26 protein-coding genes are annotated in these 25167 nt (G+C 68.3%); 6 read left to right on the top strand and 20 right to left on the bottom strand.

The window, feature by feature from the left end; genetic code table 11:
- Nucleotides 1-7: 7 nt before the first annotated feature.
- The 8 genes from BR39_RS0114905 to rpsB form a co-directional block, all read right to left on the bottom strand.
- Entirely contained in the window at nt 8-1204 is a 1197-nt protein-coding gene (locus tag BR39_RS0114905) for an RIP metalloprotease (protein WP_029913369.1), read from the bottom strand.
- A 29-nt stretch (nt 1205-1233) separates the two neighbouring features.
- Nucleotides 1234-2442, bottom strand: coding sequence for a 1-deoxy-D-xylulose-5-phosphate reductoisomerase (locus BR39_RS0114900; protein WP_029913367.1), 1209 nt, complete (start codon nt 2440-2442; stop codon nt 1234-1236).
- Entirely contained in the window at nt 2430-3278 is an 849-nt protein-coding gene (locus tag BR39_RS0114895; RefSeq protein ID WP_029913365.1) for a phosphatidate cytidylyltransferase, read from the bottom strand. Before BR39_RS0114895 ends, BR39_RS0114900 begins: the two co-directional genes overlap by 13 nt.
- The gene (gene uppS / locus BR39_RS0114890) at nt 3256-4035 is read right to left on the bottom strand and encodes a polyprenyl diphosphate synthase (protein ID WP_029913364.1); all 780 of its coding nucleotides are present in this window, start codon (nt 4033-4035) and stop codon (nt 3256-3258) included. Before uppS ends, BR39_RS0114895 begins: the two co-directional genes overlap by 23 nt.
- A 44-nt stretch (nt 4036-4079) precedes the next feature.
- Nucleotides 4080-4646 (bottom strand): ribosome recycling factor, encoded by a 567-nt coding sequence (gene frr, locus BR39_RS0114885; protein WP_029913362.1) that lies wholly within the window; start codon nt 4644-4646, stop codon nt 4080-4082.
- 25 nt (nt 4647-4671) lie between these two features.
- The gene (gene pyrH / locus BR39_RS0114880; protein ID WP_029913360.1) at nt 4672-5409 is read right to left on the bottom strand and encodes a UMP kinase; all 738 of its coding nucleotides are present in this window, start codon (nt 5407-5409) and stop codon (nt 4672-4674) included.
- A gap of 199 nt (nt 5410-5608) precedes the next feature.
- The gene (tsf, locus tag BR39_RS0114875) at nt 5609-6547 is read right to left on the bottom strand and encodes a translation elongation factor Ts (protein ID WP_029913357.1); all 939 of its coding nucleotides are present in this window, start codon (nt 6545-6547) and stop codon (nt 5609-5611) included.
- 108 nt (nt 6548-6655) lie between these two features.
- Nucleotides 6656-7513 (bottom strand): 30S ribosomal protein S2, encoded by an 858-nt coding sequence (rpsB, locus tag BR39_RS0114870; RefSeq protein WP_029913355.1) that lies wholly within the window; start codon nt 7511-7513, stop codon nt 6656-6658.
- 240 nt (nt 7514-7753) lie between these two features.
- On the opposite strand from rpsB, the gene BR39_RS26200 reads away from it, so the two are divergent.
- Together BR39_RS26200 and BR39_RS0114865 are read left to right on the top strand one after the other, a co-directional pair.
- Nucleotides 7754-8671 carry an HNH endonuclease gene (locus tag BR39_RS26200; RefSeq protein ID WP_081916829.1) on the top strand — a complete coding sequence of 306 codons (918 nt, stop codon included), beginning with the start codon at nt 7754-7756 and terminating at the stop codon, nt 8669-8671.
- 96 nt (nt 8672-8767) lie between these two features.
- Nucleotides 8768-9418, top strand: a complete 651-nt coding sequence (locus tag BR39_RS0114865) for a haloacid dehalogenase-like hydrolase (RefSeq protein WP_029913353.1) — start codon at nt 8768-8770, stop codon at nt 9416-9418.
- A gap of 4 nt (nt 9419-9422) precedes the next feature.
- Here BR39_RS0114865 and BR39_RS0114860 read toward each other — a convergent pair whose 3' ends face one another.
- On the bottom strand, nt 9423-9773 hold the full coding sequence (locus BR39_RS0114860; RefSeq protein WP_029913352.1) for a GFA family protein: 351 nt from the start codon (nt 9771-9773) through the stop codon (nt 9423-9425).
- Between the two features lie 164 nt (nt 9774-9937).
- On the opposite strand from BR39_RS0114860, the gene BR39_RS0114855 reads away from it, so the two are divergent.
- Together BR39_RS0114855 and BR39_RS0114850 are read left to right on the top strand one after the other, a co-directional pair.
- The gene (locus BR39_RS0114855; RefSeq protein ID WP_029913350.1) at nt 9938-10240 is read left to right on the top strand and encodes an autorepressor SdpR family transcription factor; all 303 of its coding nucleotides are present in this window, start codon (nt 9938-9940) and stop codon (nt 10238-10240) included.
- Nucleotides 10237-10629 carry a hypothetical protein gene (locus BR39_RS0114850; protein ID WP_029913348.1) on the top strand — a complete coding sequence of 131 codons (393 nt, stop codon included), beginning with the start codon at nt 10237-10239 and terminating at the stop codon, nt 10627-10629. Before BR39_RS0114855 ends, BR39_RS0114850 begins: the two co-directional genes overlap by 4 nt.
- Nucleotides 10630-10769: 140 nt before the next feature.
- Here the strand turns inward: BR39_RS0114850 and dnaE are convergent, their stop codons facing one another.
- Entirely contained in the window at nt 10770-14198 is a 3429-nt protein-coding gene (dnaE, locus tag BR39_RS0114845; protein ID WP_029913346.1) for a DNA polymerase III subunit alpha, read from the bottom strand.
- 24 nt (nt 14199-14222) lie between these two features.
- The gene (gene sidA / locus BR39_RS25375; protein WP_035018457.1) at nt 14223-14312 is read right to left on the bottom strand and encodes a cell division inhibitor SidA; all 90 of its coding nucleotides are present in this window, start codon (nt 14310-14312) and stop codon (nt 14223-14225) included.
- A gap of 167 nt (nt 14313-14479) precedes the next feature.
- On the opposite strand from sidA, the gene BR39_RS0114835 reads away from it, so the two are divergent.
- Together BR39_RS0114835 and BR39_RS0114830 are read left to right on the top strand one after the other, a co-directional pair.
- Nucleotides 14480-15439, top strand: coding sequence for a nucleoside hydrolase (locus BR39_RS0114835; RefSeq protein WP_029913344.1), 960 nt, complete (start codon nt 14480-14482; stop codon nt 15437-15439).
- Between the two features lie 90 nt (nt 15440-15529).
- On the top strand, nt 15530-16741 hold the full coding sequence (locus BR39_RS0114830; RefSeq protein ID WP_029913342.1) for a hypothetical protein: 1212 nt from the start codon (nt 15530-15532) through the stop codon (nt 16739-16741).
- Here BR39_RS0114830 and BR39_RS0114825 read toward each other — a convergent pair whose 3' ends face one another.
- From BR39_RS0114825 to BR39_RS0114785, 9 genes are all read right to left on the bottom strand, one after another.
- Nucleotides 16742-17428, bottom strand: coding sequence for an ABC transporter ATP-binding protein (locus BR39_RS0114825; RefSeq protein WP_035018518.1), 687 nt, complete (start codon nt 17426-17428; stop codon nt 16742-16744).
- 13 nt (nt 17429-17441) lie between these two features.
- Nucleotides 17442-18716, bottom strand: a complete 1275-nt coding sequence (locus BR39_RS0114820) for a lipoprotein-releasing ABC transporter permease subunit (protein WP_029913339.1) — start codon at nt 18714-18716, stop codon at nt 17442-17444.
- Nucleotides 18716-20041: a proline--tRNA ligase gene (gene proS, locus BR39_RS0114815; RefSeq protein WP_029913337.1), complete on the bottom strand. Its 1326-nt coding sequence runs from the start codon at nt 20039-20041 to the stop codon at nt 18716-18718. Before proS ends, BR39_RS0114820 begins: the two co-directional genes overlap by 1 nt.
- Before the next feature lie 396 nt (nt 20042-20437).
- Nucleotides 20438-20698 carry a DUF1467 family protein gene (locus BR39_RS0114810; RefSeq protein WP_029913335.1) on the bottom strand — a complete coding sequence of 87 codons (261 nt, stop codon included), beginning with the start codon at nt 20696-20698 and terminating at the stop codon, nt 20438-20440.
- Nucleotides 20698-21114 (bottom strand): methylmalonyl-CoA epimerase, encoded by a 417-nt coding sequence (mce, locus tag BR39_RS0114805; RefSeq protein ID WP_029913333.1) that lies wholly within the window; start codon nt 21112-21114, stop codon nt 20698-20700. Before mce ends, BR39_RS0114810 begins: the two co-directional genes overlap by 1 nt.
- Nucleotides 21115-21218: 104 nt before the next feature.
- Nucleotides 21219-21938 carry a rhomboid family intramembrane serine protease gene (locus BR39_RS0114800; RefSeq protein WP_029913331.1) on the bottom strand — a complete coding sequence of 240 codons (720 nt, stop codon included), beginning with the start codon at nt 21936-21938 and terminating at the stop codon, nt 21219-21221.
- A gap of 6 nt (nt 21939-21944) precedes the next feature.
- The gene (locus tag BR39_RS0114795; RefSeq protein ID WP_029913329.1) at nt 21945-23639 is read right to left on the bottom strand and encodes a ribonuclease J; all 1695 of its coding nucleotides are present in this window, start codon (nt 23637-23639) and stop codon (nt 21945-21947) included.
- On the bottom strand, nt 23639-24424 hold the full coding sequence (locus BR39_RS0114790) for a type III pantothenate kinase (protein ID WP_035018517.1): 786 nt from the start codon (nt 24422-24424) through the stop codon (nt 23639-23641). Before BR39_RS0114790 ends, BR39_RS0114795 begins: the two co-directional genes overlap by 1 nt.
- Entirely contained in the window at nt 24421-25167 is a 747-nt protein-coding gene (locus tag BR39_RS0114785; protein WP_029913325.1) for a biotin--[acetyl-CoA-carboxylase] ligase, read from the bottom strand. Before BR39_RS0114785 ends, BR39_RS0114790 begins: the two co-directional genes overlap by 4 nt.

Genomic DNA, 25167 nt, shown 5'->3' with positions numbered 1-25167 from the left:
GAACAGGTCACGAGAACAGGCCGCCAATGAATTTGAACACGTCGTAGCGGTGAAGGTCGTTCCACGCCGCGAACAGCATGAAACCGAGGATCAAGGCAAGCCCCGCTCTGAAGCCGGCCGCCTGGAACTTGGCCTGCAGCGGCCGGCGGGCGATCGCTTCGTAGGCGTACATCAGCAGGTGGCCGCCATCGAGGACCGGGATGGGCAGCAGGTTCATGAAGCCGATGCTGACCGAAAGGGTGGCCACCATCAGCATCTGGCCGACGAAGAAGCCCAGCAACAGCGTCTTGAGGTCGGGCGCGTTGGCCGTGGAGGCCTGGGCCACCGCGCCGACGGCGTGGCCGATGCCGATCACGCCGCTGATCTGGTCGGCCGAGATCTGGCCCGTCACCAGGCGGCCCAGATAGAAGCCGATCGTGCTGACCTGGTCCCAGACCTCGACCGTGGCGTCGGGAACGGCGCGCCAGATGCTCGAGCGGTAGTGGTAGGGGCGGCTGAGGTTCTCGATGCCCAGGCGGCCGATCTTGGCGCGGCCGTTGATCTTGTCCTTGATCTCGACCTGGACGGGGGTGGCCACCAGGTTCAGGGTCTGATCACCGCGCTTCACCGTGAAATCGATGGGCAGGCCCGAGCGCAACATGACGTAGCGGCCGACGTCCTCGAAGTTCTTGATCCTGCGACCGTCGGCCTTGGTGATCAGATCGCCGGGCTTGAAGCCGGCCACCGCGGCCGCGCCGCCCGCCGGGACCCGATCGACCGTCGCCGGATGACGATACTCGCCCAGGGTCGCCAGAATCACGGCGAAGACGGTGATCGCCAGCAGGAAATTCGCCATCGGCCCGGCCACGGCGATGAACGCACGCTGCCACACCGGCTTGAAATGGTAGTAGCGAGAAACGGCCGTCTCGCCTTCACGCGCGGCGATCTCGGCCTTCAGAATGGCCAGGTCGCCGCCGTCGGGCACGCTGGCGGCGTTGTCGTCGCCCGAGAACCGCACGTAGCCGCCCAGCGGGATCCAGGCGATCCGCCATTCGACCCCGGTCTTGTCGCGCCAAGAGATGATCTGGGGACCAAAGCCGATCGAGAAGCAGTCGATCGCCACGCCGCAGGCCCGCGCGGCCAGGAAGTGGCCGAGCTCGTGCACTGTCACGACCACGGACAGCACGAACACGAACGCGACGAGGCCTAACAGAATACCGCTCATAAGGTGGCGCCTAACTCCCCGATCCGTCTCTAGATACGCTTCTGGCCGACAACCTCGGCCGCAATGCGGCGGGCCGAAGCGTCGGTCATCATCGCGCTGTCGAGGGCGTCGCCTGTGCTGTCGGCAAGCTCGCCTAGGCCGTTCATGCGCTCAAGTGTCCCCGCCACCGCGCCGGCAATATCCAGAAAGCCTATCCGGCGGTCAAGGAAGGCCGCGACGGCCACCTCGTTGGCGGCGTTCATCGCGGCGGGCGCGCCGCCGCCCAGGCGCAGGGCCTCGCGGGCGATGGCGATCGACGGGAAGCGGTCCAGGTCCGGCGCCTCGAAGGTCAGCTGGGCGTAGGCGGCCAGGTCCAGGGGCTTGGCCGGCCAGGACAGGCGCTGGGGCCAGGAGAAGGCGCAGGAGATCGGGCTGCGCATGTCCGGCGGGCCCAGCTGGGCCAGGGTCGAGCCGTCGGCATATTCGACCAGGCTGTGGATCACGGACTGCGGATGGATCACGACGTCGATGCGCTCTTGCGGGGTCTCGAACAGGTACGACGCCTCGATCATCTCGAGGCCCTTGTTCATCATCGTCGCGGAATCGACCGAAATCTTGGCGCCCATCGACCAGTTGGGATGGGCCACCGCCTGCTCCGGCGTGGCCTTGGCCATGGCGGCCTTGTCCCAGGTCCGGAAGGGTCCGCCGGAGGCCGTCAGGATCAGACGCGATACCTGGTCGATACAATCGCGCTGCAGCACCTGGAAGATCGCCGAGTGCTCGGAATCGACGGGAATCACCGAACCGCCGGCCGCCCGGGCGATGGCCAGCAGGGCCGGACCGGCGCAGACCAGGCTCTCCTTGTTGGCCAGGGCGATGACCGCGCCGGTGCGGGCGGCCGCCAGGGTGGGCGCCAGGCCGGCCGCGCCGACGATGGCCGACATCACCCAGTCCGCGCCCATGGCGGCGGCCTCGGAGACGGCGGCCGGGCCGGCCGCGGCCCGCACGCCGGAGCCGGCCAGACGCTCGCGCAGCTCCGGCAGGCAGGTCTCGTCGTCGATGACCGCCACCTGGGGCTTCCAGCGCAGGGCCTGCTCGGCCAGCTTGCCGACATTGCGGCCGGCCGTCAGAGCCAGGATCTCGACGGCGACGCCAGCCTGCTCGAACAGGTCCAGGGTCGACACGCCGATCGAGCCTGTCGAGCCCAGCACCACGACCTTGCGGGCCGCGGCCTCGCGATGGGCGGTCAAGGCAGCCATCCCCACTGGTCCAGCAGCCGGGCCGCGGCGACCACGATCGCCGCGAACATCAGGCCGTCGACGCGGTCCAGCATGCCGCCGTGGCCGGGGATCAGGTCGCCGGAGTCCTTCACGCCGAACCGGCGCTTGAGCATCGATTCCCAGAGGTCGCCGGTCATGGTGGCCAGGCCGCCCAGCAGGCCGATCAAGGCGGCCACGGGCCAGGCCAGGTGCAGGTCCTGCAAGGCCGGCAGGACCCGGGACAGGGCCACGATCCCGACTGCGCCCAGCGAGGCGGCGACCAGCCCGCCGAAGAAGCCCGACCAGGTCTTGTTGGGCGAATAGCGCGGCCACAGCTTGGGGCCCTTCAGGAGGCTGCCGGTGACGTAGGCGAAGATGTCGGCGAACCAGGTGACCGTGAACAGCAGCAGGGTCCAGCTGAGGCCGGCGTCCATGCGGCGCAGCCAGATCATCGCGATGACCGCGGGGGCGATGTAGATCACGCCGTAGGCCGCATCGGCCCGGCGCTCCAGGGCGCCGCGCGCCATCAGGGCCGCGGCCAGGGCCCCGATGATCACCACGGGCCAGGTGATGTAGTAGTGGCCCAGATAGGCGACGATCACCGAGATCGTCACGGCCGCGCCGATGGCCACCGCCACGCCCAGCGCCGAGCGCCGAGCGCTCATCTCGGCCCACTCGCGGGCGAGCAGCGCCACGCCGACCAGGATCAGGGCCAGGAACCAGACGTTCCCGAACCACACGGCGGCCACGACCGTGGGCACCAGCACCGTGGCCGAGGCGACACGGATCCGCAGGTTGCTCCAGTTGAAACGTTTAGCCGGCGACGGCGACGTCATCGACGGCGATACCTCCATAGCGACGGTCGCGGCTGCGATATTCCGTCAACGCGGCGGCCAGGTGTTCGGGCCCATAGTCCGGCCAAAGAACGTCCTGATACACGAGTTCGGCGTAGGCGCACTCCCAAAGCAGGAAATTCGAGATCCGCTGCTCGCCGCTGGTGCGCACGATGAGATCCGGCGCCGGGGCGCCGGCGGTGGACAGATGCCGCTCGAAAAGGGCCTCGTCCAGGTCCTCGGCCCGGGCCTCGCCGCGCTCCACGGCCAGGGCGAAGGCCCGCGCGGCGTCGGCGATGTCGGCGCGACCGCCGTAGTTGAAGGCCACCTGCAGCAGGAAGTCGCTGTTGTGGGCGGTGCGGCTCTCGGCCCGGTCGATCACGGCCAGGACGTCGGTCGCCAGGCCGGTGCGGCGACCGATGATCCGCACCTTCACGCCTTCGCGCGCCAGGCGGTCGATATCGGACTCCAGATAGGCCTTGAGCAGGCCCATCAGCTCCGACACCTCCTGCGGCGGGCGGCTCCAGTTCTCGGTGGAGAAGCCGAACACCGTCATCACGCCCACGCCCAGGGCCGCGGCGCCTTCGACGGTCCGCTTCAGGGCGTTGACGCCGGCGCGATGGCCCAGGACGCGCGGCAGGTTGCGCCGCTTCGCCCAACGGCCGTTGCCGTCCATGATGATGGCCACATGCAGAGACTGGCCCGACTTGGCGCCCCCGGCGCGCGTCGAGACATTCTGCAGGCCGGTCGTCGGCGCCATGCGCTTCAGCCTTCCCTCATCGCCCCCCACAACGCAGGTCGATGCTAAACCTGCATGATCTCTTGTTCTTTGGTTTTCAAGGCCTCGTCGACCTGCTTGATCGCCGCATCGGTCAACTTCTGGACCTCGGTCTCCATCTTCTTCAGCTCGTCTTCGCTGATGACGGAAGCCTTTTCAGCCTTCTTGAGGTCGTCGTTGGCGTCGCGACGGATGTTGCGGACGGCCACCTTCTGCTGCTCGGCGTACTTGCCGGCCACCTTGACCAGCTCCTTGCGGCGCTCCTCGGTCAGCGGCGGGATCGGGATACGCAGGTTCTGGCCCTCGACGACCGGGTTCAGACCCAGGCCGGCGTTGCGGATCGCCTTCTCGACCGAGACGACGACGCCGCGGTCCCAGACGTTGACGTTGATCTGGCGCGGCTCGGGCACGCTGATCGAGGCCACCGCGTTCAGCGGGGTCGTCGAGCCGTAGGCGTCGACCATCACCTGGTCCAGCAGGCTGGCGGAGGCGCGGCCGGTGCGCAGGGAGCCGAACTCTTCCTTCAGCGCGGCGACGGACTTGTCCATGCGGTCCTTGTAGCGGGACAGGACGGGTTTTTCGGCGGTGGCCATGGCTTGGGCTCTCTTCGCTGGGAAATTAAGCGGCGCGGTCGCCGGAAACGACGGTGTGCGTTCCCTGCCCCTTCAGGACGTTCAGCAGGTTGCCGCGTCCCTTGATGGAGAAGACCACGATGGGGATGTCGTTGTCGCGCATCAGGGCCACGGCCGAGGCGTCCATGACCCGCAGGTCCTTGGCCAGGACGTCCATGTAGCTGAGCGTGTCGTAGCGCTTGGCGGCCGGGTCCTTCTTGGGGTCGGCGCTGTAGATGCCGTCGACGCTGGTGCCCTTGAACAGGGCGTCGCACTGCATCTCGGCGGCGCGCAGGGCCGCGGCGGTGTCGGTGGTGAAGAACGGGTTGCCGGTGCCGGCGGCGAAGATCACCACCCGGCCCTTTTCCAGGTGACGCTGGGCCCGGCGGCGGATGTAGGGCTCGCAGACCGTGGCCATCGGGATGGCCGACTGGACGCGGGTGGAGACGCCGATGCGCTCCAGGGCGTCCTGCATGGCCAGGGCGTTCATCACGGTGGCCAGCATGCCCATGTAGTCGGCGCTGGAGCGTTCCATGCCCTTGGCCGCGCCGGCCATGCCGCGGAAGATGTTGCCGCCGCCGATGACCAGGCACAGCTCGACGCCGGACTGGACGATCTCGCGGATGTCCTCGGCCACCGATTCGACGGTCTTGGTGTCGATGCCGTAGGGCGTGTCGCCCATCAGCACCTCGCCCGAAACCTTCAGAAGCACGCGGCGATAGGGTCTGTGCTGAGGTTCGGACATGCGGAGGCTCTTCCTGAGTCGTCGGGACGCAACATAGTGCGCGTTCCGGAAAAGTGGGATCGGTTTTCCGGGCTGATACCGGCCAGATCGCGTGCAGAAGCGCGACCCGGGCGCAAAAAAGGCGCGGCGCGCGCTCTATGCGCGCCGCGCCTTTTCATAGGCGGTCCTGTCCGCCGCCCCGGAAGGCGGCGGAAGAGACTTAGGCTTGGCCGGCCATGGCGGCGACTTCGGCGGCGAAATCGCCTTCCGGAGCCTTCTCCACGCCTTCACCCAGGGCCAGGCGGACGAAGCCCTTCACGGTGAGCGGCGAGCCCAGTTCCTTGCCGGTCTCGGCGACCAGCTGCTCGACGGTCTGGTCCGGGTTCATGACGAAGGCCTGCTTCAGCAGCACGACTTCTTCCAGGAACTTGCGGATGCGGCCTTCGACCATCTTCTCGACGACGGCGGCGGGCTTGCCCGACTCCAGCGCCTGCTCGGTGAAGATCTGGCGCTCTTTCTCGATGGCGGCCTGGTCCAGGTCGTCCGACGACAGCGACAGCGGGGCGGTCGCGGCCACGTGCATGGCGATCTTGCGGCCCAGCTCCAGGATCTTGGCCTGGTCGCCGGCGCCTTCGATGGCCACGAGCACGCCGATGCGGCCCAGGTCCGGAGCGGTCGCGTTGTGGATGTACGACGACACAGCGCCTTGCGAGACGGCGAACTTGGCCGAACGGCGCAGGACCATGTTCTCGCCGATGGTGGCGATCAGGTTGGTCAGCACTTCCGACACGACGTCGCCGTCGGCGGTCTTGGCCGCGTTGATGGCGTCCACGCCGTCGTTGTCCAGGCCGACGGCCGCGATCTTGCGGACGGCGTTCTGGAACAGGTCGTTACGGCCCAGGAAGTCGGTTTCGGCGTTCACTTCCACCGCGGCGGCGGTCATGCCGGCGCCGTCGTTGCGGACGGCGATGCCGACCAGGCCTTCGGCCGCGACGCGGTCGGCCTTCTTGGCGGCCTTGGACAGGCCCTTGGCGCGCAGCCAGTCGATGGAGGCGTCGATGTCGCCGCCGTTTTCTTGCAGGGCCTTCTTGCAGTCCATCATGCCGACGCCGGACTTTTCGCGCAGTTCTTTCACCAGCGCTGCCGTGATCTCAGCCATGAAATCCTCCAGATTCAAACGTTTAGCGACCGAGCTTGATAGCTCGGTCGCATGACAGGGTCACAACGACCGCGCCGAAACCGAAGTCCCGGCGCGGTGGTCGGAAAATCAGCTCGCGGCCGGCTCTTCGGCGACGGCTTCGATCGCCTCGGCGGTCGCTTCTTGAGCGGCTTCCGGGGCGGCGGCGGCTTCAGCCACCGGCTCCGGGGTCAGCTCGCGAGCCAGGGTCGGCTCGACGGGGGCCACCGAAGCGCCCAGGTCGACGCCCGAGGCGGCTTGGCCGGCGGCCAGGCCGTCCAGGACGGCGTCGGCGACTAGGTCGCAGTACAGCTGCAGGGCACGGGCGGCGTCGTCGTTACCCGGGATCGGATAGGTGATGCCGTCCGGATCGCAGTTGGTGTCGAGGATGGCGACGACCGGGATGTTCAGCTTGCGGGCTTCGAGGATCGCGATCGCTTCCTTGTTGGTGTCGATCACGAACATGATGTCGGGGATGCCGCCCATGTCCTTGATGCCGCCCAGCGACAGTTCCAGCTTGTCGCGCTCGCGGGTCAGCTGCAGCAGTTCCTTCTTGGAACGGCCTTGGCCTTCGCCGGCCAGGACGCCTTCCAGCTCGCGCAGACGCGAGATCGAGCCCGAGACGGTGCGCCAGTTGGTCAGGGTGCCGCCGAGCCAGCGGTGGTTGACGTAGTACTGGGCGCAGCGCTTGGCGGCCGTGGCGACCGGGTCGCTGGCCTGGCGCTTGGTGCCGACGAACAGCACGCGACCGCCGGCGGCGGCGACCTCGCGCACCTTCACCAGGGCCTGGTGCAGGAGCGGGATCGACTGCGACAGGTCGATGATGTGGATGTTCGAACGCGAACCAAAGATGTAGCGGTCCATCTTCGGGTTCCAGCGGTGCGTCTGGTGGCCGAAGTGGGCGCCAGCTTCCAAGAGCTGACGCATGGAGAATTCGGGAAGCGCCATGATAGGTCTCCTTCTTCCGGTTGAACCTCCGTGGACACCCCCGCTCCGAACGATTCGGACCGGGACCGGAACGGTAACGACGGGATGTCTCCCCGGCGTCGCCGCACGTCCACGTGTGGAATGGCCGCGCAAATAGGCGTGAACGGACCAGAAAGCAAGCCCTTAGACGCGATAACGTGCCCTTGACCGGTCAAGCTGCGAGCGGTCCATTGCTAGCAGCACTCGACCAAGGGAATGCTCGTGAAGGCTGTCTTCGATACGAAGCCGAACTCCGGTTACGATGACGAGCTTCCTCATCGCTATCATTTCCCAGCGCGCAGTAACTACATGGCCGCCGCGCTCGCGGCTCAGGGCGATTGGGTCGTCTTGAGAGAACCCCAGCGCAACCGGGGTCGCAGAGCCTACGTAGCTGTCGCACGCGTCCTGGGGGTCAGGCCCGATCCTGCGCGTCCAGACCACGCCTATGCAATGTTAGGAGACTACCTCCCCTTCGACGCTCCAGTGCCCTTCGCCGGATCCGAGGGGTATTGGGAAGCCCCGCTGCGTGCGATCGAGGACGCCAATCGGGTTGGCGCGGGCGTCCAGGGACGAGCCATGCGGCCGCTGGAAGATGCTGATTTCGCTGCGATTGTCCTGGCGGGATTGAGCGAAACTCTAGAGCCATCGAATGCGCGCCGCTTCGGAGTCCCCGGTGGCTTTCATGAGTTGGGTGAGACGTTCGTGTTCGACGCCCCGCCAGCCGAGCAGGCCCGACGAGTCGAGGCGATCCTGATCAATCGAAAAATTCGAGACGCAAACTTCCGACGGCAAGTCTGCGAAGCATATGACGACCGGTGCGCCGTGACCGGCTTGCGTATCATCAATGGCGGCGGCCGCTCGGAAGTCCAAGCCGCGCATATCTGGCCAGTCGCCGACGGCGGTCCTGACACCGTGCGAAACGGTATCGCCCTGTCAGGTACAGTTCACTGGTTGTTCGACCGTCACCTGATTTCGCTTACCGATGACTACAGGCTGCTGGTCTCGCACAATAAAGTGCCGAGTGAACTGCGGAGCCTGTTTGCTAGCCAGATGGATCGCATTCATCTGCCCGAGAATCCAAGTCTCCGACCAAATCCGACTTACATCGCGCGGCATCGCCAAGCCTTTGTCGACGCGTGAGCCGAAGGGCCGCCTGCCGCGTTTTATCCACAGGCCGCCACATCCCGCCCACAGGCGTGACACACGGCTGACAGGTTCGGACGCTAGGAGAAGGCCATGCTCGCGGTCTTCGATCTCGACGGCACCTTGTTGGACGGCGATTCCACGGCGTTGTGGCTGTGGGGCCGGGTTCGCCGCTCCGTTCCCCGTCTACTCGCCACCCTGCTGGTCGCGCCGGTCGCCATCCCGATGGTCGTCGCGCCGCGCACGCGCCGGGCCGGCGCCTCGATCCTGCTGTGGATCGCCACGGCGGGCCTCAACGAGCGCGAGCTGCGGGAATCCTGCGCCGACTTCGCCGACCGCTTCCGGGACAAGGCCCTGCCGCTGCGCTGGCGCGGACCGGGGATGGCGACCCTGGACGAGCACCTGGCCCACGGCGACGAGGTGGTGGTGGTCACCGCCGCCCCCACCGTGCTGGCCCAGGCCCTGATCGACCCGCTGGACCGGCCCATCGTGGTGCTGGGCACCTCGCTGAAGCATCGGGCCGGCGGCTGGGTGGCCGACGTCCACTGCCGCAACCAGCGCAAGTGCCAGGCCCTGGCGGAAGCCGGCCACGGCAAGCGCTGGGCCTACGCCTACACCGACAGCCTGGACGACCTGCCGCTGCTGCGCGGGGCCGACGCGCCGATGATCGTCGGCTGCGGCAAGGCCGCCTATCGCCGCCTCAGCCGCGCCCGCCTGCCCAACTGCCGCGCCGAGGCCTGGTAGGCCGCTACATCGACTTGCCGTCGAACGGATGCGGCTTCAGGGCGAAGACGTCGACGTCGTCCAGGCAGCGGACGTTGATCGCCGCGATCTCGGACCCGTCCGGCGCGACGCCGCGCCCGAACGACTGGATGCCGCAGGTCTCGCAGAACAGGTGCGAGATCTTGTGGGTGTTGAAGCGGTACTCGGTCAGGGCGTCGTCGCCCTGCTTCAGCTCGAAAGCCGCCGCGGGCGCGAAGGCCAGCACCGAGCCCAGCTTCGCGCAGCGCGAGCAGTTGCAGGTGATCAGGCCGTCCAACTCGACGTCCACCGCATAACGCACCCGCCCGCACTGACAGCCGCCTTCGTGTCTGGCCATGGTCTCTTCTCCCTTTCGTTCGCGCCCTCTCGGCGCCTTGAAGACGTTCGGCGGGCGGCGATCCCGACATCGCGGCGCCGCTCCAACCTTCGCATCACGACGCCGTGCGCGCGCCCGATGCGATCCGCCTTGACTCATTTTGACGTTTAGCTAATTGTCTCATCATGAGCCACGTCTTCAGAGCCCTTTCCGATCCGACCCGGCGGCGGGTGCTGCACCTGCTGCGCAAGGGGCCGATGAGCGCCGGCGAGCTCGCCGACCAGTTCGACGTCTCCAAGCCGACGATGTCGGCGCACTTCGCGGTGCTGAAGGAGGCCGACCTGGTGCACGCCGAGAAGGCCGGCAAGTCCGTCCTCTATCACCTGAAGCTCTCGGTGCTCGAAGAAGCGCTGCTGGGCTTCGTCCAATCGTTCGGCCTGGACGCGGACGCGCCGGAGCCGAAGCTCGAGAAGGAGATCGCGCGATGACCCAGACGAAGAAGGAACTGGTCGGGAGCCTCGCCTGGGGCGGCGCCCTCCTCGTCCTGGCGCTGGTCGCGACCCTGTCGCGCAAGCTGGGCTATATCGACGGCGAGATGGTCACCCGGGTGGTCGGCGCCAACGGGCTGATGATCGCCTGGTACGGCAACCGCATGCCCAAGACCTTCGTCCCCAGCGCCCAGGCCCGCAAGGCCCGACGGGTCGCGGCCTGGTCCCTGGTGGTCAGCGGGCTGATCTATGCCGGCCTGTGGGCGTTCGCCCCGATCCCGACGGCGGTCTGGGGCGGAACCGCGGCGGTCCTCACGGGCATCGCGGTGACGCTCGGCTACTGCCTGACGCTGCGGGCCAAGGGGCGGGCCAAGGGGAAAGCGGCCTAGCCGCGACCTCCCAAGAACTCGCCCGATAGCCCGGGCCAAGTCGCAGGCTCCGTCGGAGCGGAGGCGCGATGCGTCCCCTGCCCGCAGGACCATGCCGGCGCCGGCTGGAAGGCCGCCGCGCCGCGCTGGGAACCGGTCCCCTAGACATCCTCCAGCAGCGCCACGCCGGGCGCCGTCTTCAGGGCGCCGCGCAGGGCCGCGTCCAGGGTGTAGCGGCCGGGCAGTTTCATCTCGATCTCGCGACCACCGCCCAGGGCGGCGACCACGCTGACCTCGCCGCCGCGCTGCGACAGGGCCGGCTCCAGGCGCTTCTTCAGCGCCTCGATCTCGGTGGCGGTCGGCGACAGGTGCAGGCGCAGGCCGGCCACCATGTTCTCGATGGCCTTCTCGATCGGCTCGGCGTCGTCGCCGAAGAACCGCACCTCGCCGTCGCGGGCCTTGGCCCGGACCTTGATAGACACCGCCTTGCCCGGCTCCAGCACCTCGCGGCACTTGCGCAGAGACTCCGGCGGGAACAGCACCTCGTATTCGCCGCTGGGATCGGACAGCGAGACGAAGGCGAAGCGGTCGCCGCTCTGCGAGGCGCGCTCCTGGCGCCGGCGGACCACGCCGCACATGCGGAAGGCCTCCATGCCGGCCTCGGCGCGCGGGATCACCTCGGTCAGCATGTGGGTGCGGCGGCGGCGCAGGACGCCCACCATGTCGTCCAGCGGGTGGCCGGTCAGGTAGAAGCCGACGGCGGCCAGTTCCTCGTCCAGCAGGTCGACCTGGGTCCAGGGCTCGGTCTTCTTCAGGCGCGGGCGGCCCGTGCCGCCGCCGAACAGCGCGCCCTGCCCGCCGGCCCGGTCGGCCGCGATGCTCTGGCCGTGGGCGATCAGCACGTCGGCCGAGGCGAAGATCTGGGCGCGGTTCTTGTCGAAGCAGTCGAAGGCCCCGGCCCGCGCCAGGTTCTCGATCGCCCGCTTGTTGACCAGCTTGGGATCGACCCGCTCGACGAAGTCGAAGATGTCGCGGAACGGCCCGCCCTCCTCGCGGATGGCGACCAGGTGCTTCATGGCCTCCAGGCCGACGTTGCGCACCGCGCCCAGGGCGTAGAGCACCTCGCCGTTCTCGACCTCGAAGTCGGCGCCCGAGCGATTGACGTTGGGCGGACGCACGGTGATGTCGAACCGCCGGGCGTCCTGGTGGAAGACCGCCAGCTTGTCGGTGTTCGACAGGTCCAGGCTCATCGAGGCGGCCAGGAACTCGACCGGCGTATTGGCCTTCAGCCAGGCCGTTTGATACGAGATCAGGGCGTAGGCGGCGGCGTGCGACTTGTTGAAGCCGTAGCCGGCGAACTTGGCCACCAGTTCGAAGATCGAGCCCGACTGCTCTTCCGGGACGCCCTTCTCCTTGGCCCCGGCGACGAAACGGATCTTCTGGAGATCCATCTCCTCCTTCTTCTTCTTGCCCATGGCCCGGCGCAGAAGGTCGGCTTCGCCCAGGCTGTAGCCCGCCAGGATCTGGGCGATCTGCATCACCTGTTCCTGGTAGACGATGACGCCGTAGGTCTCCTTGAGCACCTTCTCCAGCGAGGGGTGCAGGTTGTCGACGGGTTTGCGGCCGAACTTGCAGTCCACGAAGGTGTCGATGTTGTCCATCGGCCCCGGGCGGTACAGCGAGATCAGCGCGGTGATCTCCTCGATCGAGCCGCAGCGCATCTTGCGCAGGGTGTCGCGCATGCCCTGGCTTTCCAGCTGGAACACGCCGACCGTCTGGCCCGAGGCGAGCAGCTCGTAGGTCTTGGCGTCGTCGAACGGCAGCTGGCCCAGGTCGACGATCTCGCCGCGCTTGCGCAGGTGCTTCACCGCGCGGTCCAGCACGGTCAGGGTCTTCAGGCCCAGGAAGTCGAACTTCACCAGGCCGGCGCTCTCGACCCACTTCATGTTGAACTGGGTGGCCGGCAGGTCCGAGCGCGGGTCCTGATAGAGCGGAGTCAGCTGGGTCAGGGGCCGGTCGCCGATCACCACGCCGGCGGCGTGGGTCGAGGCGTTGCGGAACAGGCCTTCCAGCTGCAGGGCCACGTCCAGGCAGGCCTTGACGTTGGCGTCCTCGTCGCGGGCCTGCTTCAGGCGCGGCTCGATGTCGATCGCCTGGGCCAGGGTCACCGGCGCGGCCGGGTTGTTGGGCACCATCTTGCAGAGACGGTCCACCAGGCCCAGCGGCAGCTGCATCACCCGCCCGACGTCGCGCAGCACGGCGCGGGCCTGCAGGGAACCGAAGGTGATGATCTGGGCCACGCGATCGCGGCCGTACTTCTCCTGCACGTAGGAGATCACCTCTTCGCGTCGCTCCTGGCAGAAGTCGACGTCGAAGTCGGGCATCGAGACCCGCTCGGGATTGAGGAAGCGCTCGAACAGCAGGCCGAAGCGCAGCGGGTCCAGGTCGGTGATGGTCAGCACCCAGGCCACCAGCGACCCGGCGCCCGAACCCCGTCCCGGCCCCACCGGGATGTCGTGCTCCTTCCCCCACTTGATGAAGTCGGACACGATCAGGAAGTAGCCGGGGAAGCCCATCTTGATGATGATGCCCAGCTCGAAGTCCAGCCGGTCCCAGTATTCCTGTTCCGGCGCGGCCAGTTCCGGCAAGGCCGCCAGACGCTTGCGCAGGCCTTCCTTGGCCTGGTGGGTCAGTTCCTCGGGCTCGCTGCGGCCGTCGCCGGTGGGGAAGCTGGGAAGGATCGGGTCGCGCTTGTGCACCATGAAGGCGCAGCGGCGGGCGATGTCGAGGGTGTTGTCGCAGGCTTCCGGCAGGTCGGCGAACAGCTTGCGCATGTCGGCCGCGGGCTTGAACCAGTGCTCGGGCGTGACCCGCCGACGCTCGTCCTGGCCGACGAAGGCGCCGTCGGAAATGCACAGCAGGGCGTCGTGGGCCTCGTAGGTCTCGGGCTTGGCGAAATAGGCGTCGTTGGTGGCCACCAGCGGCGCATCGTTCTCGTAGGCCCAGTGGACCAGGCCCGGCTCGGCGGCGGCCTGGCGCGGCAGGCCGTGGCGCTGGAGCTCGACATAGAAGCGGTCGCCGAACACCCGCTGCATCTCGGCCAGGGCCGCCTCGCCCTCGGCGGTCTTGCCGGCGGCGAACAGGGCGTCGACCGGGCCGTCGGAACCGCCCGACAGCAGGATCAGCCCCTCGTTCAGCTCGAGGACCTTCTTCCAGGGCACCTGCGCCTCGGGCAGCTCGGCGCTTTCCATATAGGCCAGGGACGAGAGCTCGGAGAGGTTCAGATAGCCCTGCTCGTTCTGGACCAGCAGGGTGATCGTGGGCACGCGGGCCCAGCGCTCGGTGGGACCGGCCCCGACGCCCGAGACCGGCAGGGCGCAGCCGATGATCGGCTGGACGCCGTAGTCCTTGCAGTAGACGGAGAACTCCAGGGCCCCGAACAGATTGGCCCGGTCGGTCAGCCCCGCGGCGGGCATGCCCTCCTTGGCGGCCATGCCCGGGATCTTGTCGGCCTTGATGGCCCCTTCCAGCAGCGAATAGGCCGAACGCACGCGAAGGTGGACGAAACCCTGACCTTCACTGTCCGACATCACCGCACCTCATGGTTCCACGACTCAGGCCACCAACTGGGCGACCTGGCACATCATCCAGACGAAGCTGGCGACAGATACAAGGGCCAAAGACTCACGCGCGATACGGACCATGGGGACACCTCTGCGGTCGTTGCTTGTTTGTTCTATATTCCACTTTTGTTCTCATGCGCAAGAGACCCTTGTTCGATTGCGAGCTTTTTTGTCGCGGAGCCGGCGCCGACGGGCCGCACCCCGCATTTCCGGTGGATTTGCCGCGCGGATCGGCGCAGATCGCGGCCATGCGCCTGATCATCGACACCGACACCGCCGGCGACGACGCCTTCTCCCTGATGCTGGCCCTGCGCCGTCCCGGGGTGAGCGTTGAGGCCATCACCATCGCCCACGGCAATGTCGGCTTCGAGCAGCACGCCGAGAACGCCCTGGCCACCCTGGAAGCCTGCGGGCGCGGCGGCGAGGTCCCGGTCTATCTGGGCGCCCAGCGGCCGTTCACCCGCGCGCCCCTGGACGCGGCCTATGTGTTCGGGGCCGACGGCATGAGCGACAGCGACCTGCCCCGGGCCGTCCAGCGCCCCTCCCCCGGCCACGCCGCCGACGAGATCGTCCGGCGGATCATGGCGGCGCCCGGCGAGATCACCCTGATCGCCCAGGCGGCCCTGACCAACATCGCCCTGGCCTATCTGCGCGAGCCGCGCATCGCCCAGGCCGTCAAGCACCTGTGGATCATGGGCGGCACCGACAACGGCGTCGGCAACGTCACCCCGGCGGCCGAGTACAATCTCTACGTCGATCCCGAGGCCGCCAAGATCGTGATCAACGCCGGCTTCCCGACCAGCATCGTCACCTGGACCGAAACCCTGCGCGACGGCCTGCTGAGCCTGGATCAATTGGCGGCGCTGGAGGCCCTGGGCACCCCGCGCGCGGCGTTCTTCACCAAGGTCAACCGCACCTCCCTGGCCTTCGCCCAGGAAACGCAAGGGTTGGACGGCAGCCTGCACCCCGACGCCCTGACCTGCGCCGTGGCGCTGGACGAGGGCCTGATCCTGGAGTCGGAGGTGGCGGTCGTCGACGTCGAGACGATGGGCGAGCTGACGCGCGGCTATCTGAGCGTCTCGCACGCCATCCTGCCCGACATCGAACTGGCCGATCCGGCGTTGAAGCGCCGGCCGCCGAACGCGCGGATCATCAAGAAGATCGACCAGGCCGGCTTCTACGCGGCGATGCGCGACGCACTGCTCTGACCTCGGAGCGTTTAACGCAATTTCAGGACGCATCGCTCTAGGCTGCTCCCGCATCGGGGGATGACGACGTTGCGGAGACTTGTCGCGATCATGGGCGCGGCTATCGGCCTCTCGGCCGCCGCGGACGCGCGCGCCGAGGCCGACCTGTTCTCGCGCGGGACCGTGTCGGGCCTGATCGACCTGCGCCTGGGCGCGGCCGGCGGCGAAACGGCCTGGATCGACGGCGGCCTGGGCAAGGGCCGGTTCGGCGACAGCGCCGGGCCCGAGCTGGGCGAGGCCTCGATCGTGTGGAATCCCCGCCTGTCCTCGCACTTGGGCGCGGTGATCGTCGCCCAAGGCCAGCAGCATCAGGATCGCGTGGTCGACGCGGGCGAAGCCTATCTGACCTATCGCGGCGACATCGCCGGGGGCGTCCGCTTCAGCGGCCGCGCCGGGCTGATGTACCCGCCGATCTCATTGGAGCACGACGGGCTGGAATGGTCCGTGCCCGACACCATCACCCCGTCGGCGATCAACAGCTGGGTGGCCGAGGAGACCAAGGTGGTCGGGATCGAGGCCACGGCGCGCGGCGCGATCGCCGGGCAGAAGCTGGCCGCGACGGTGGGAGTCTTCACCCACGGCGACACCGCCGGCACCCTGCTGACCTTCCGCGGCTGGGCGCTGCACGACCTGAAGTCCAGCGCCACCGGCGACTTCCCCCTGCCCCCGCTCAGCCCGTTCATGGCCAAGCGCCAGGCGCCCTACACCACCCCGGTGCGCGAACTGGACGGCCGGGCGGGCGTCTACGGGCGCGTCGAGTGGCGACCCAGCCCAAGCCTGATGCTGGACCTGTTCGCCTATGACAATGACGGCGACCGGACCAGCGTCGACAAGCGCGAATGGTCCTGGGAGACCCGGTTCTTCAACCTGGGCGCCCGCTGGGACCTGGACGGGGCCACCCACCTCCGGGCCCAGGCGATGCAGGGCGAGACCTTGATGGGCTATTCCAACGCCAAGGGCCTGTGGACCGACGTCGGCTTCCAGTCGGCCTATGTCTCGGCGACGCGGGACCTGGGTCCGGGCTCGCTGACCGGGCGCCTCGACCAGTTCTCGACCACCGACCGCACCAACAAGGCGGTCGACGACAACGCCGAGCACGGCTGGGCGGCGCTGGTCGCCTATCGCTGGGACGTGCGGCCGGACGTCCATCTGGTGTTCGAGGGCCTGCGGATCGACAGCGACCGGCCCGAACGGGTCCGCCTGGGCGAGGCGCGCCAGCAGACCCAGACGGTGGTGCAGACAGCGCTGCGGTACCTGTTCTAGCTAAAAGCTCTGGGGCGCCAGGTGCCCGTCCTTCAAGGCGAAGACCCGGTCCATGTAGCGCGCCAGCTCCATGTTGTGGGTGGCGATCAGGGCCGCCACGCCGCGCTGCCGGGCCTGCTCGTACAGGGCCTGGAACACCGCCGACGAATTGGCGGGGTCGAGGTTGCCGGTCGGCTCGTCGGCCAGCAGGAGCTTCGGATGATTGGCCAGGGCGCGGGCGATGGCCACGCGCTGCTGCTCGCCGCCGGACAGCTGGCCCGGCTGGTGCTCGACGCGGCCGGCCAGGCCCAGCTGGTCCAGCATCACCTGGGCCGCGGCGCGCGCCTCGGCCCGGCCTTTGCCGGCGATCATGGCGGGCATGGCCACGTTGTCGAGCGCGCTGAACTCGGGCAGCAGGTGGTGGAACTGGTAGACGAAGCCCACGGTCGACAGGCGCACCTTGGTGCGCTGGCGCTCGGACAGCTTGGAGCAGTCGCGGCCGTCCAGGGCGATGATACCGGCGTTGGGCTTTTCCAGCAGGCCGGCGGCGTGCAGCAGCGACGACTTGCCCGAACCGGACGGACCGATCAGCCCGACCACCTCGCCCGGATAGACGTCCAGGTCGACGCCGCGCAGCACGTTCAGCGGGCCGGCCTCGGTGACATAGGTGCGCTCGACGCCGCGCAGGGCCAGGACGGGGCTGGCCACGGGCTGGGTGGGATCACTCATAGCGAAGGGCCTCGACCGGATCGAGCCGCGAGGCGCGGATGGCGGGCGGCAGGGTGGCCAGGATGCTCATGGCGGTGGAGATGCCGACGATGCTCGCCACCTCGGCCCAGTCGATCTTGGCCGGGATATGGGCCAGGAAATAGATGTCGGCGCTGAACACCGCCGTCCCCGTCGCCCATTCCACGAAGTTCTGGATGGCGGTGATGTTGGCGCAGAACAGCGTGCCCAGCAGCAGGCCCGCCAGGGTCCCCGACAGGCCGATCGAGGCGCCGGCCATGATGAAGATCCGCAGGATCGAGGCTTGGCTGGCGCCCATGGTCCGCAGGATGGCGATGTCGCGGCCCTTGTTCTTCACCAGCATGACCAGGGCCGAGATGATGTTCAGGGTGGCGATGGCCACGATGAAGAACAGGATCAGCCGCATCACCTTGCGCTCGACCTGCAGGGCGTTGAAGTAGCTGGAATTCTTGTCCATCCAGTCCTGGACGAAGGCGCCCGGACCGGTGGCCTGCTCGATGATCGGCTTGATCTCCTTGGCCTTGTCCGGGTCGGCGACCTTGATCTCGACATAGTCGATCGAGGTGTCGCGGCCGAAGAACAGCTGGGCCTGGGGCAGCGCCATGTAGACGAAGCTCTCGTCGAACTGGCTCATGCCGACGCTGAAGATGCCGCCGACGGTGTAGTCCTTCTCGCGCGTCGAGCTGCCGAACGCCGTGGCCGGGCCCGAGGGCGAGATCAGGGTGATGGCGTCGCCGACCGACAGGCCGAGGTTGCGGGCCATGCGGTCGCCGATCAGCACGATGTCGCCGCCGTACTCGCCGTCGCCGAACCCGGTCAGCGAGCCGCGCTTGATGTTCGACGAGATCATCTTCATGCCGCGCAGGTCGGCCGGGGTGACCCCGCGCACGATGGCGCCGGACACCTGGCTGGGGCCGATGACCATGGCCTGGGCCTCGACCATCGGCGCGGCCTGGGTGACCCCGCGCACGGCCTTGATGCGGGTGATGACGCCGTCCCGGTCGGGGCCGTTCAGCAGCGGCCCCTGGGCGTAGACGTGCCCGTTGAAGCCCAGCAGCCGGCCCAGCAGCTCGGCGCGGAAGCCGTTCATCACGCTCATCACGGTGATCAGGGCGAAGACCGCCAGCATCACCGCCGCGAACGAGATGATGGCGATCAGCGCCACGCCGCCGTTCTTGCGCTTGTTGCGCAGGTACCGCCAGGCGACGGTGCGCTCCCAGGTTCCGAACGGACCGGCGCCGAGGGCCATCAGGCGGCCTTGCCCGACAGTTGCGCGATGACGTCCGCCAGCGGCGCCGAATGGCGCTCGCCGGTCTTGCGGTTCTTGATCTCGACCACGCCCTCGGCGATGCCCTTGGGGCCGACGATCAGCTGCCACGGCACGCCGATCAGGTCGGCGGTGGCGAACTTGGCGCCGCCGCGGGCGTCGGTGTCGTCGTACAGCGGGTCGCGGCCGGCGGCCTTCAGCGCCTTGTAGGCGGTCTCGCAGGCCTCGTCGCAGGCGGCGTCGCCCTGGCGCATGTTGATGATCGCGATGCCGAACGGGGCGACGGACTCGGGCCAGATGATGCCGCCCTCGTCGTGGCTGGCCTCGATGATCGCGCCCAGCAGGCGCGAGACGCCGACGCCGTAGCTACCCATCTGCACCGGCACGTCCTTGCCGTCCGGACCCGTGACCAGGGCCTTCATCGGCTCGGAATACTTGGTCCCGAACGAGAAGATGTGGCCCACCTCGATGCCGCGCGCCGACAGGCGGTCGCCCTCGGGGATGGCGTTGAAGGCGGCCTCGTCGTGCATTTCCTCGGTCGCGGCGTAGAGCGCCGTGCGCTGGTTCACCAGCGGCTGCAGGTCGCCGTACCAGTCGACGTCCGGGCCGGGCGCGGCCATCTCGACCAGGTCCTTGTGGCAGAAGACGGCGCTTTCGCCGGTGTCGGCCAGGACGATGAACTCGTGGCTGAGGTCGCCGCCGATCGGGCCGGTGTCGGCGCGCATCGGCACGGCCTTCAGGCCCATGCGCGAGAACAGGTTCAGATAGGCCACGAACATGCGGTTGTAGGCCTTGCGCGCGCCCTCGGCGTCGAGGTCGAAGCTATAGGCGTCCTTCATCAGGAACTCGCGGCCGCGCATCACGCCGAAGCGCGGACGGCGCTCGTCCCGGAACTTCCACTGCACATGGTACAGGTTCTTCGGAACGTCCTTGTAGCTCTTCACATAGGCCCGGAAGATTTCGGTGATCATCTCCTCGTTGGTGGGCCCGTACAGCAGCTCGCGCTCGTGACGGTCGACGATGCGCAGCATCTCGGGGCCGTAGGCGTCGTAGCGGCCCGACTCGCGCCACAGGTCGGCCAGCTGCAGGGTCGGCATCAAGAGCTCGATGGCGCCGGCCCGGTCCATTTCCTCGCGGACGATCTGCTCGACCTTGTTGAGCACCTTCAGGCCCAGCGGCAGCCAGGCGTAGATGCCCGCCGCCTCCTGGCGGATCATGCCCGCGCGCAGCATCAGCTGGTGCGAGACGATCTGGGCGTCGGAAGGAGCTTCTTTCAGGACGGGCAGGAAATAGCGCGACAGGCGCATGGAAGGGTCGTCTCCGGGAAACGTAAGAGCGTGACAGCCGAAAGTGTGGGCGGTTTCGGCGACCGTCACGCTCTCGATGCTTGAATACGGCGTTGAGATAGCCGCTCAGGCGTCAGCTTGGCAACGCGCGCGGCGAAAAGATGGCTGAGCCAATCCTGTGGACAAAGAAAAGAAGGCCGCGCGGTCCTCGCGCGGCCTTGCAAGTCATCGTCGGGGAAGACGCCACAGAGCAAGGTCGGAAAACCCGGCCTCGTGAGTCTGAGACTAGGCCCCGAACGATTGTTCGGGGCGCCCGATTGCGTCTGGCCTGACCAGTTGGCGAAGTTCGCCCACGGATTGGGCGAATGTCGGCAATTTCAGCGTCGTCCGCCCAAGGCGTGGGCGCCATTCCTAGGATCAATAGGTGGCGGGCAGAGCCGGCAGCTCGATCAGGTGGAAATGGATGACCAGCAGCAGGCCGGCCATCACCAGGGCCGACACCCAGGTGGTGGTGAAGAACTTGCGCTTCAGGTTCGGATTGACCGGCGCGCCCGGATCGGCGCCGGGCGGGGGCTCGATCCCCATCTCCTTGAAGGTGCGGTTGCCCAGCGGCAGCACGGCGAACAGCGTGGTCCACCAGATGGTCAGATAGACGGCGATGCAGGTGACGGGACCCATCAGTGAGCCTCTTTCGGCGTTTCCATGAGCTCGACCAGCATGCCGCCCATGTCCTTGGGGTGAACGAAGATAATCAGGGTGCCGTGGGCGCCGATGCGCGGCTCGCCCAGTACGGTGGCGCCCTTGGCGACGAGGCTGTCGCGGGCCTCGTAGATGTTCTCGACCTCGAAGCAGATGTGGTGCTGGCCGCCCTTGGGGTTCTTGGCCAGGAAGCCGTGGATCGGAGACGCCTCGCCGTAGGGCTCGATCAGCTCGATCTGGCTGTTGGGCAGGTTGACGAAGCAAACCCACACGCCCTGCTCGGGCATGGCCCACTTCTCGGTGTGCGAGGTCGCGCCCAGCAGGTCGCGGTACATCTTCACCGACTCGTCGATGGAGGGCGTGGCGACGCCGACGTGGTTGAGCTTGCCGATCATGGCTTCGTATCCTGCGGGCTGGGGCGCTGACGGCCCTCTGTTCGTTTTGCCCAGGGTATAGACGACTTCAGGGCGCCGCGGCGAGGCGTTTCAAACGGCCGGGCTCAGGCGGGTTGACGCAGCCACCAGTACCGGACCGGGAAGGCCTGGACCAGGAACAGGCCGGCGATGAAGCCGCCGACGTGGCATTCCCAGGCGATCATCAGCCCCCCCTGCCCCGACGCCCTGCCGATGCCGAAGCCGATGGCGATCAGCACCAGGTTCATGACGACGAACGACCAGGTCTGCTTGCCGACCTGGCGGGAGAAGACCGGAGCCAGCTCGCCGTCCGCGGTCAGCCGCGCCACCGCGCCCCACAGGCCGCAGATCGCGCCCGACGCGCCGACGGCCGAGATCTCGCCGTTCCAGTGCAGGCCCAGGAACAGCAGACCGCCCGCCACGCCGCAGATCAGGAAGAACGCCCAGAACAGCAGGGCCCCCTTCAGGTCGCTGCCCAGGCGCACGGCGATGACCGGGCCCAGGCTGACCAGGGCGGTCGTGTTCATGAAGATGTGCAGCAGCCCGCCGTGCAGGAAGATGTGCGTCAGCGGCGTCCACCAGAACCCCTGCCGGAAGTACGGCGGGTAGAGCGAGCCGAGGGCGAACATGGCCTCCTCCCAGCCCTGGGTCTTGGCCAGGAACTGGACGCCGGAGACGATCCAGAGGACGAGGGTCAGCAAGCCCAGCGCCCAGGCCGGACCGGTCAGCAGACGCAAGGTCCGCCGCCAGCCGGGCTCGGGCGTGGGTTCGATCGCCGGTTCGGGCGGCCGTGTCGCCTCGTCCATGGAGCGTCAGATCCGCAGGACCGTGGTCTCGACCACGGGCTTGCGTTCCCAGATGCGGAAGGCCGCCTTCTTCACGGCCTTGGAGATGGCGCTCTCGATCGCCTCGTCGATCTCGCGCTGGTCTCCTTCCAGGCGCTTGAAGGCGTTCTCGGCCTCCTCCGCCAGGTCGTCCAGGGCGTCGTCCAGCGGGTACTCGGCGTCGCCGGCCAGGCCCAGGCCGCGCACCTGCGGGCCCGAGACCACGCGGTTGCGGCCGTCCAGCACGATCGAGACGGCCAGCACGCCGTTGAACGCCGCGTGCCGCCGCTCGCGCAGGGCCTCGCCGTTCTCCGGCGTCACGACGCCGCCGTCCACGTAGAGACGGCCCGACGGGACCTCATCGATGATCGACGGATGGCCGGGGGCCAGCAGCACCATGTCGCCGTTGCGCGGGCTGACCGCGTGCGGCACCTGCAGGTCCTTGGCGAAGGCGGCGTGCTCGATCAGGTGGCGGCGCTCGCCGTGGGTCGGCACAGCGATCTGCGGCCGGGCCCACTGGTACATCTGCTTTAGCTCGTCGCGGCAAGGGTGGCCGCTGACGTGGATGCCCGGGGTGTCGCGCTCGGTGTGCAGGCGCACGCCGCGGTCGGCCAGCTTGTTCTGCAGGTTGCGGATCGGGATCTCGTTGCCCGGGATGACCCGCGAGCTGAAGATCACGTGGTCGCCCTGCGAGAGCTTGACGTGCGGATGGGTGCCTTCGGCGATCCGGGCCAGGGCCGCGCGGGCCTCGCCCTGGCTGCCGGTGCACAGGAACAGCACCTCGTTCTCGGGCAGGTACTTGGCTTGATCGTCGGTGACGAAGGGCTCCAGCCCTTCCAGCAGGCCCACCGAGCGGGCGGCGGCGGCCATGCGGTGCATCGAGCGGCCGGCCAGGCAGACCTTGCGGCCGTTGGCCTGGGCGGCGCGGATCACGGTGTCCATCCGGGCCACGTTCGAGGCGAAGCAGGCCACGGCGATCTTGCCCGTCAGGCCGGCGATCAGCTTGTTCATCGCCTCGCGCACGCCGGCTTCCGAGCCGGCCTCGCCGTCGACGAAAACGTTGGTGCTGTCGCAGACCATGGCCAGCACGCCCTCGTCACCCAGCTTGCGGATGGCGTCGACGTCGGTGGGGCCGCCCAACTGGGGATCGGGATCGATCTTCCAGTCGCCGGTGTGCAGGATCGTGCCCAGCGGCGTCTTGATCGCCAGGCCGTTCGGCTCCGGGATCGAGTGGGTCAGGGTGACCATTTCCAGGTGGAACGGGCCCAGATCGAAGCTGCCGCTCAGCGGCACCTCGGTGATCTCGACCTCGCCCAGCAGGCCGGCGTCGCGCAGCTTCTCGCGCAGCAGGAAGGCGGTGAACGGCGTGGCGAACACCGGCGCCTTCAGGCGCGGCCACAGCCAGTGCACGGCGCCCAGGTGGTCTTCGTGGGCGTGGGTCAGGACGATGCCGAGGATGTCGTCGGCATAGGCCTCGATGAATTCGGGGTCGGGCAGGATGATCTCGACGCCCGGCGTCGTCTGGTCGCCGAAGGTCACGCCCAGGTCGACGACGATCCACTTGCGGTCGTCGGCCGGGCCATAGCCGTACAGATTGAAGTTCATGCCGATCTCGTTCGACCCGCCCAGGGGCAGGAAGACGAGCTCGTCCTTGGGGGAAGGCTTGTCGGTGAATTTGGTCATTACGTCTCTAAATGGGTGTTACGACGATGAATTTCGAGGAGACCACGGATGGTCAGATCTGAGTCGAAGTGGTCGATGCTGTCGGTGGCGCCCTCGAACAGCGAGGCGACGCCGCCGGTGGCGACCACGGTCATGGGTTCGGCCCGTTCGGCCTTGATCCGGGCCACAAGGCCCTCGATCAGCGAGATATAGCCCCAGAACACGCCCGACTGCATGGCGCTGACGGTGTCGGTGCCGACCACGCGGTTGCGGGCCGGGCGCTGGATGGCGATGCGCGGCAGCTTGGCGGCGGCCTCGTGCAGGGCCTGCATGGAGAGGTTGATGCCCGGGGCGATGATGCCGCCCTCGAAGGCGCCGTCGGCGGCGACGATGTCGAAGGTGGTGGCCGTGCCGCTGTCGATGACGATCAGCGGGCCGGGATAGACCATGTGCGCGCCCACGGCGTTGACCAGGCGGTCGGCGCCGGCCTCCGAAGGCTTGTCGATGCGGACGTCGACGCCCAGCTTGGCGTTCTCGCCGATCACCAGCGGCTCGACGTTGAAATAGCGCCGGCTCAGGTTGCGCAGGTTGAAGATCGACTGCGGCACCACGCTGGAGATGATCACCGAGTCGATGGCGCGGAAGCCCAGGCCCTGCATCGACAGCAGCTGCGACAGCCACACCACGTATTCGTCGGCCGTGCGCGTGCTCTCGGTGGCCGCGCGCCACTGGGCGATCCAGGTCGCGCCGTCGTGGATGGCGAACATGGTGTTGGTGTTGCCTTGCTCGATGGCCAGCAGCATCAGGAGGCCCCTCCGAAAAAGACGTCGCCGGCGGTGACCCGCCGCAGTCGGCCGTCGGCCAGACGAAGACGCAGCGCGCCGTCGCCGTCCAGTCCTTCCGCGATCCCTTCCAGGGTCTCGGTCCCCAGGCGGGCGACGCAGGCCTCGCCCAGGCCGTGGGCGCGGGCGGTCCAGGCGTCGGCGATGGCGGGGAAACCCAGGCGCAGCCAGACGTCGTTCCAGCGCGCGAAGGCGGCCGACAGGACCTCGATCGCCTCGACGGGCGACGGCGGCGGGGCGTCGCGCCAGGTGGTCAGGGCCGTGGCGGGGCGTTCGCTGTCGATCGGCTTGCGGGCCAGGTTCACCCCGATCCCCACGGCGATCCACAGGCCGCCGGTCGGCCGGGTCCCGGACTCGACGAGGATGCCGCTGACCTTCAGCCCGCTCAGCAGCGGGTCGTTGGGCCATTTGAGGCTGACCAGGCTCGCCGGCACATAGGCCGCCAGCAGGTCGGCGACCGCCAGGGCAGCCACGAACGACACCTGGGCGGCCTCGCCCGGCGGCTTGTCGGTGGAAAACAGCAGGGTGGCGGCCAGGTTGCCGTCGCCGGTCTCCCAGGCGCGGCCGCGCCGCCCCCGGCCGGCGGTCTGGCGCAGGCCGACCAGCCAGACCGGGCCCGCCTCCCCCGCTTCCGCGCGGCGACGGGCCTCGGCGTTGGTCGAGTCGATCTCGTCGAGGACGACGACGGGCGTGGACTCGCCCGTCAC

The sequence above is a fragment of the Caulobacter sp. UNC358MFTsu5.1 genome (assembly GCF_000712075.1).
GTDB lineage: Bacteria > Pseudomonadota > Alphaproteobacteria > Caulobacterales > Caulobacteraceae > Caulobacter.
The sequence above is the reverse complement of the archived record's forward strand: the minus strand, read 5'-3'. Positions and strand labels throughout refer to the sequence as shown.

Excerpts from the sequence above, each read along its gene's own strand:
- BR39_RS0114905 (WP_029913369.1), bottom strand. The coding sequence starts at position 1,204 with ATGAGCGGTATTCTGTTAGGCCTCGTCGCGTTCGTGTTCGTGCTGTCC.
- BR39_RS0114900 (WP_029913367.1), bottom strand. The coding sequence starts at position 2,442 with ATGGCTGCCTTGACCGCCCATCGCGAGGCCGCGGCCCGCAAGGTCGTG.
- BR39_RS0114895 (WP_029913365.1), bottom strand. The coding sequence starts at position 3,278 with ATGACGTCGCCGTCGCCGGCTAAACGTTTCAACTGGAGCAACCTGCGG.
- uppS (WP_029913364.1), bottom strand. The coding sequence starts at position 4,035 with ATGGCGCCGACGACCGGCCTGCAGAATGTCTCGACGCGCGCCGGGGGC.
- frr (WP_029913362.1), bottom strand. The coding sequence starts at position 4,646 with ATGGCCACCGCCGAAAAACCCGTCCTGTCCCGCTACAAGGACCGCATG.
- pyrH (WP_029913360.1), bottom strand. The coding sequence starts at position 5,409 with ATGTCCGAACCTCAGCACAGACCCTATCGCCGCGTGCTTCTGAAGGTT.
- tsf (WP_029913357.1), bottom strand. The coding sequence starts at position 6,547 with ATGGCTGAGATCACGGCAGCGCTGGTGAAAGAACTGCGCGAAAAGTCC.
- rpsB (WP_029913355.1), bottom strand. The coding sequence starts at position 7,513 with ATGGCGCTTCCCGAATTCTCCATGCGTCAGCTCTTGGAAGCTGGCGCC.
- BR39_RS0114865 (WP_029913353.1), top strand. The coding sequence starts at position 8,768 with ATGCTCGCGGTCTTCGATCTCGACGGCACCTTGTTGGACGGCGATTCC.
- BR39_RS0114860 (WP_029913352.1), bottom strand. The coding sequence starts at position 9,773 with ATGGCCAGACACGAAGGCGGCTGTCAGTGCGGGCGGGTGCGTTATGCG.
- BR39_RS0114855 (WP_029913350.1), top strand. The coding sequence starts at position 9,938 with ATGAGCCACGTCTTCAGAGCCCTTTCCGATCCGACCCGGCGGCGGGTG.
- BR39_RS0114850 (WP_029913348.1), top strand. The coding sequence starts at position 10,237 with ATGACCCAGACGAAGAAGGAACTGGTCGGGAGCCTCGCCTGGGGCGGC.
- dnaE (WP_029913346.1), bottom strand. The coding sequence starts at position 14,198 with ATGTCGGACAGTGAAGGTCAGGGTTTCGTCCACCTTCGCGTGCGTTCG.
- sidA (WP_035018457.1), bottom strand. The coding sequence starts at position 14,312 with ATGGTCCGTATCGCGCGTGAGTCTTTGGCCCTTGTATCTGTCGCCAGC.
- BR39_RS0114835 (WP_029913344.1), top strand. The coding sequence starts at position 14,480 with ATGCGCCTGATCATCGACACCGACACCGCCGGCGACGACGCCTTCTCC.
- BR39_RS0114830 (WP_029913342.1), top strand. The coding sequence starts at position 15,530 with ATGGGCGCGGCTATCGGCCTCTCGGCCGCCGCGGACGCGCGCGCCGAG.
- BR39_RS0114820 (WP_029913339.1), bottom strand. The coding sequence starts at position 18,716 with ATGGCCCTCGGCGCCGGTCCGTTCGGAACCTGGGAGCGCACCGTCGCC.
- proS (WP_029913337.1), bottom strand. The coding sequence starts at position 20,041 with ATGCGCCTGTCGCGCTATTTCCTGCCCGTCCTGAAAGAAGCTCCTTCC.
- BR39_RS0114810 (WP_029913335.1), bottom strand. The coding sequence starts at position 20,698 with ATGGGTCCCGTCACCTGCATCGCCGTCTATCTGACCATCTGGTGGACC.
- mce (WP_029913333.1), bottom strand. The coding sequence starts at position 21,114 with ATGATCGGCAAGCTCAACCACGTCGGCGTCGCCACGCCCTCCATCGAC.
- BR39_RS0114800 (WP_029913331.1), bottom strand. The coding sequence starts at position 21,938 with ATGGACGAGGCGACACGGCCGCCCGAACCGGCGATCGAACCCACGCCC.
- BR39_RS0114795 (WP_029913329.1), bottom strand. The coding sequence starts at position 23,639 with ATGACCAAATTCACCGACAAGCCTTCCCCCAAGGACGAGCTCGTCTTC.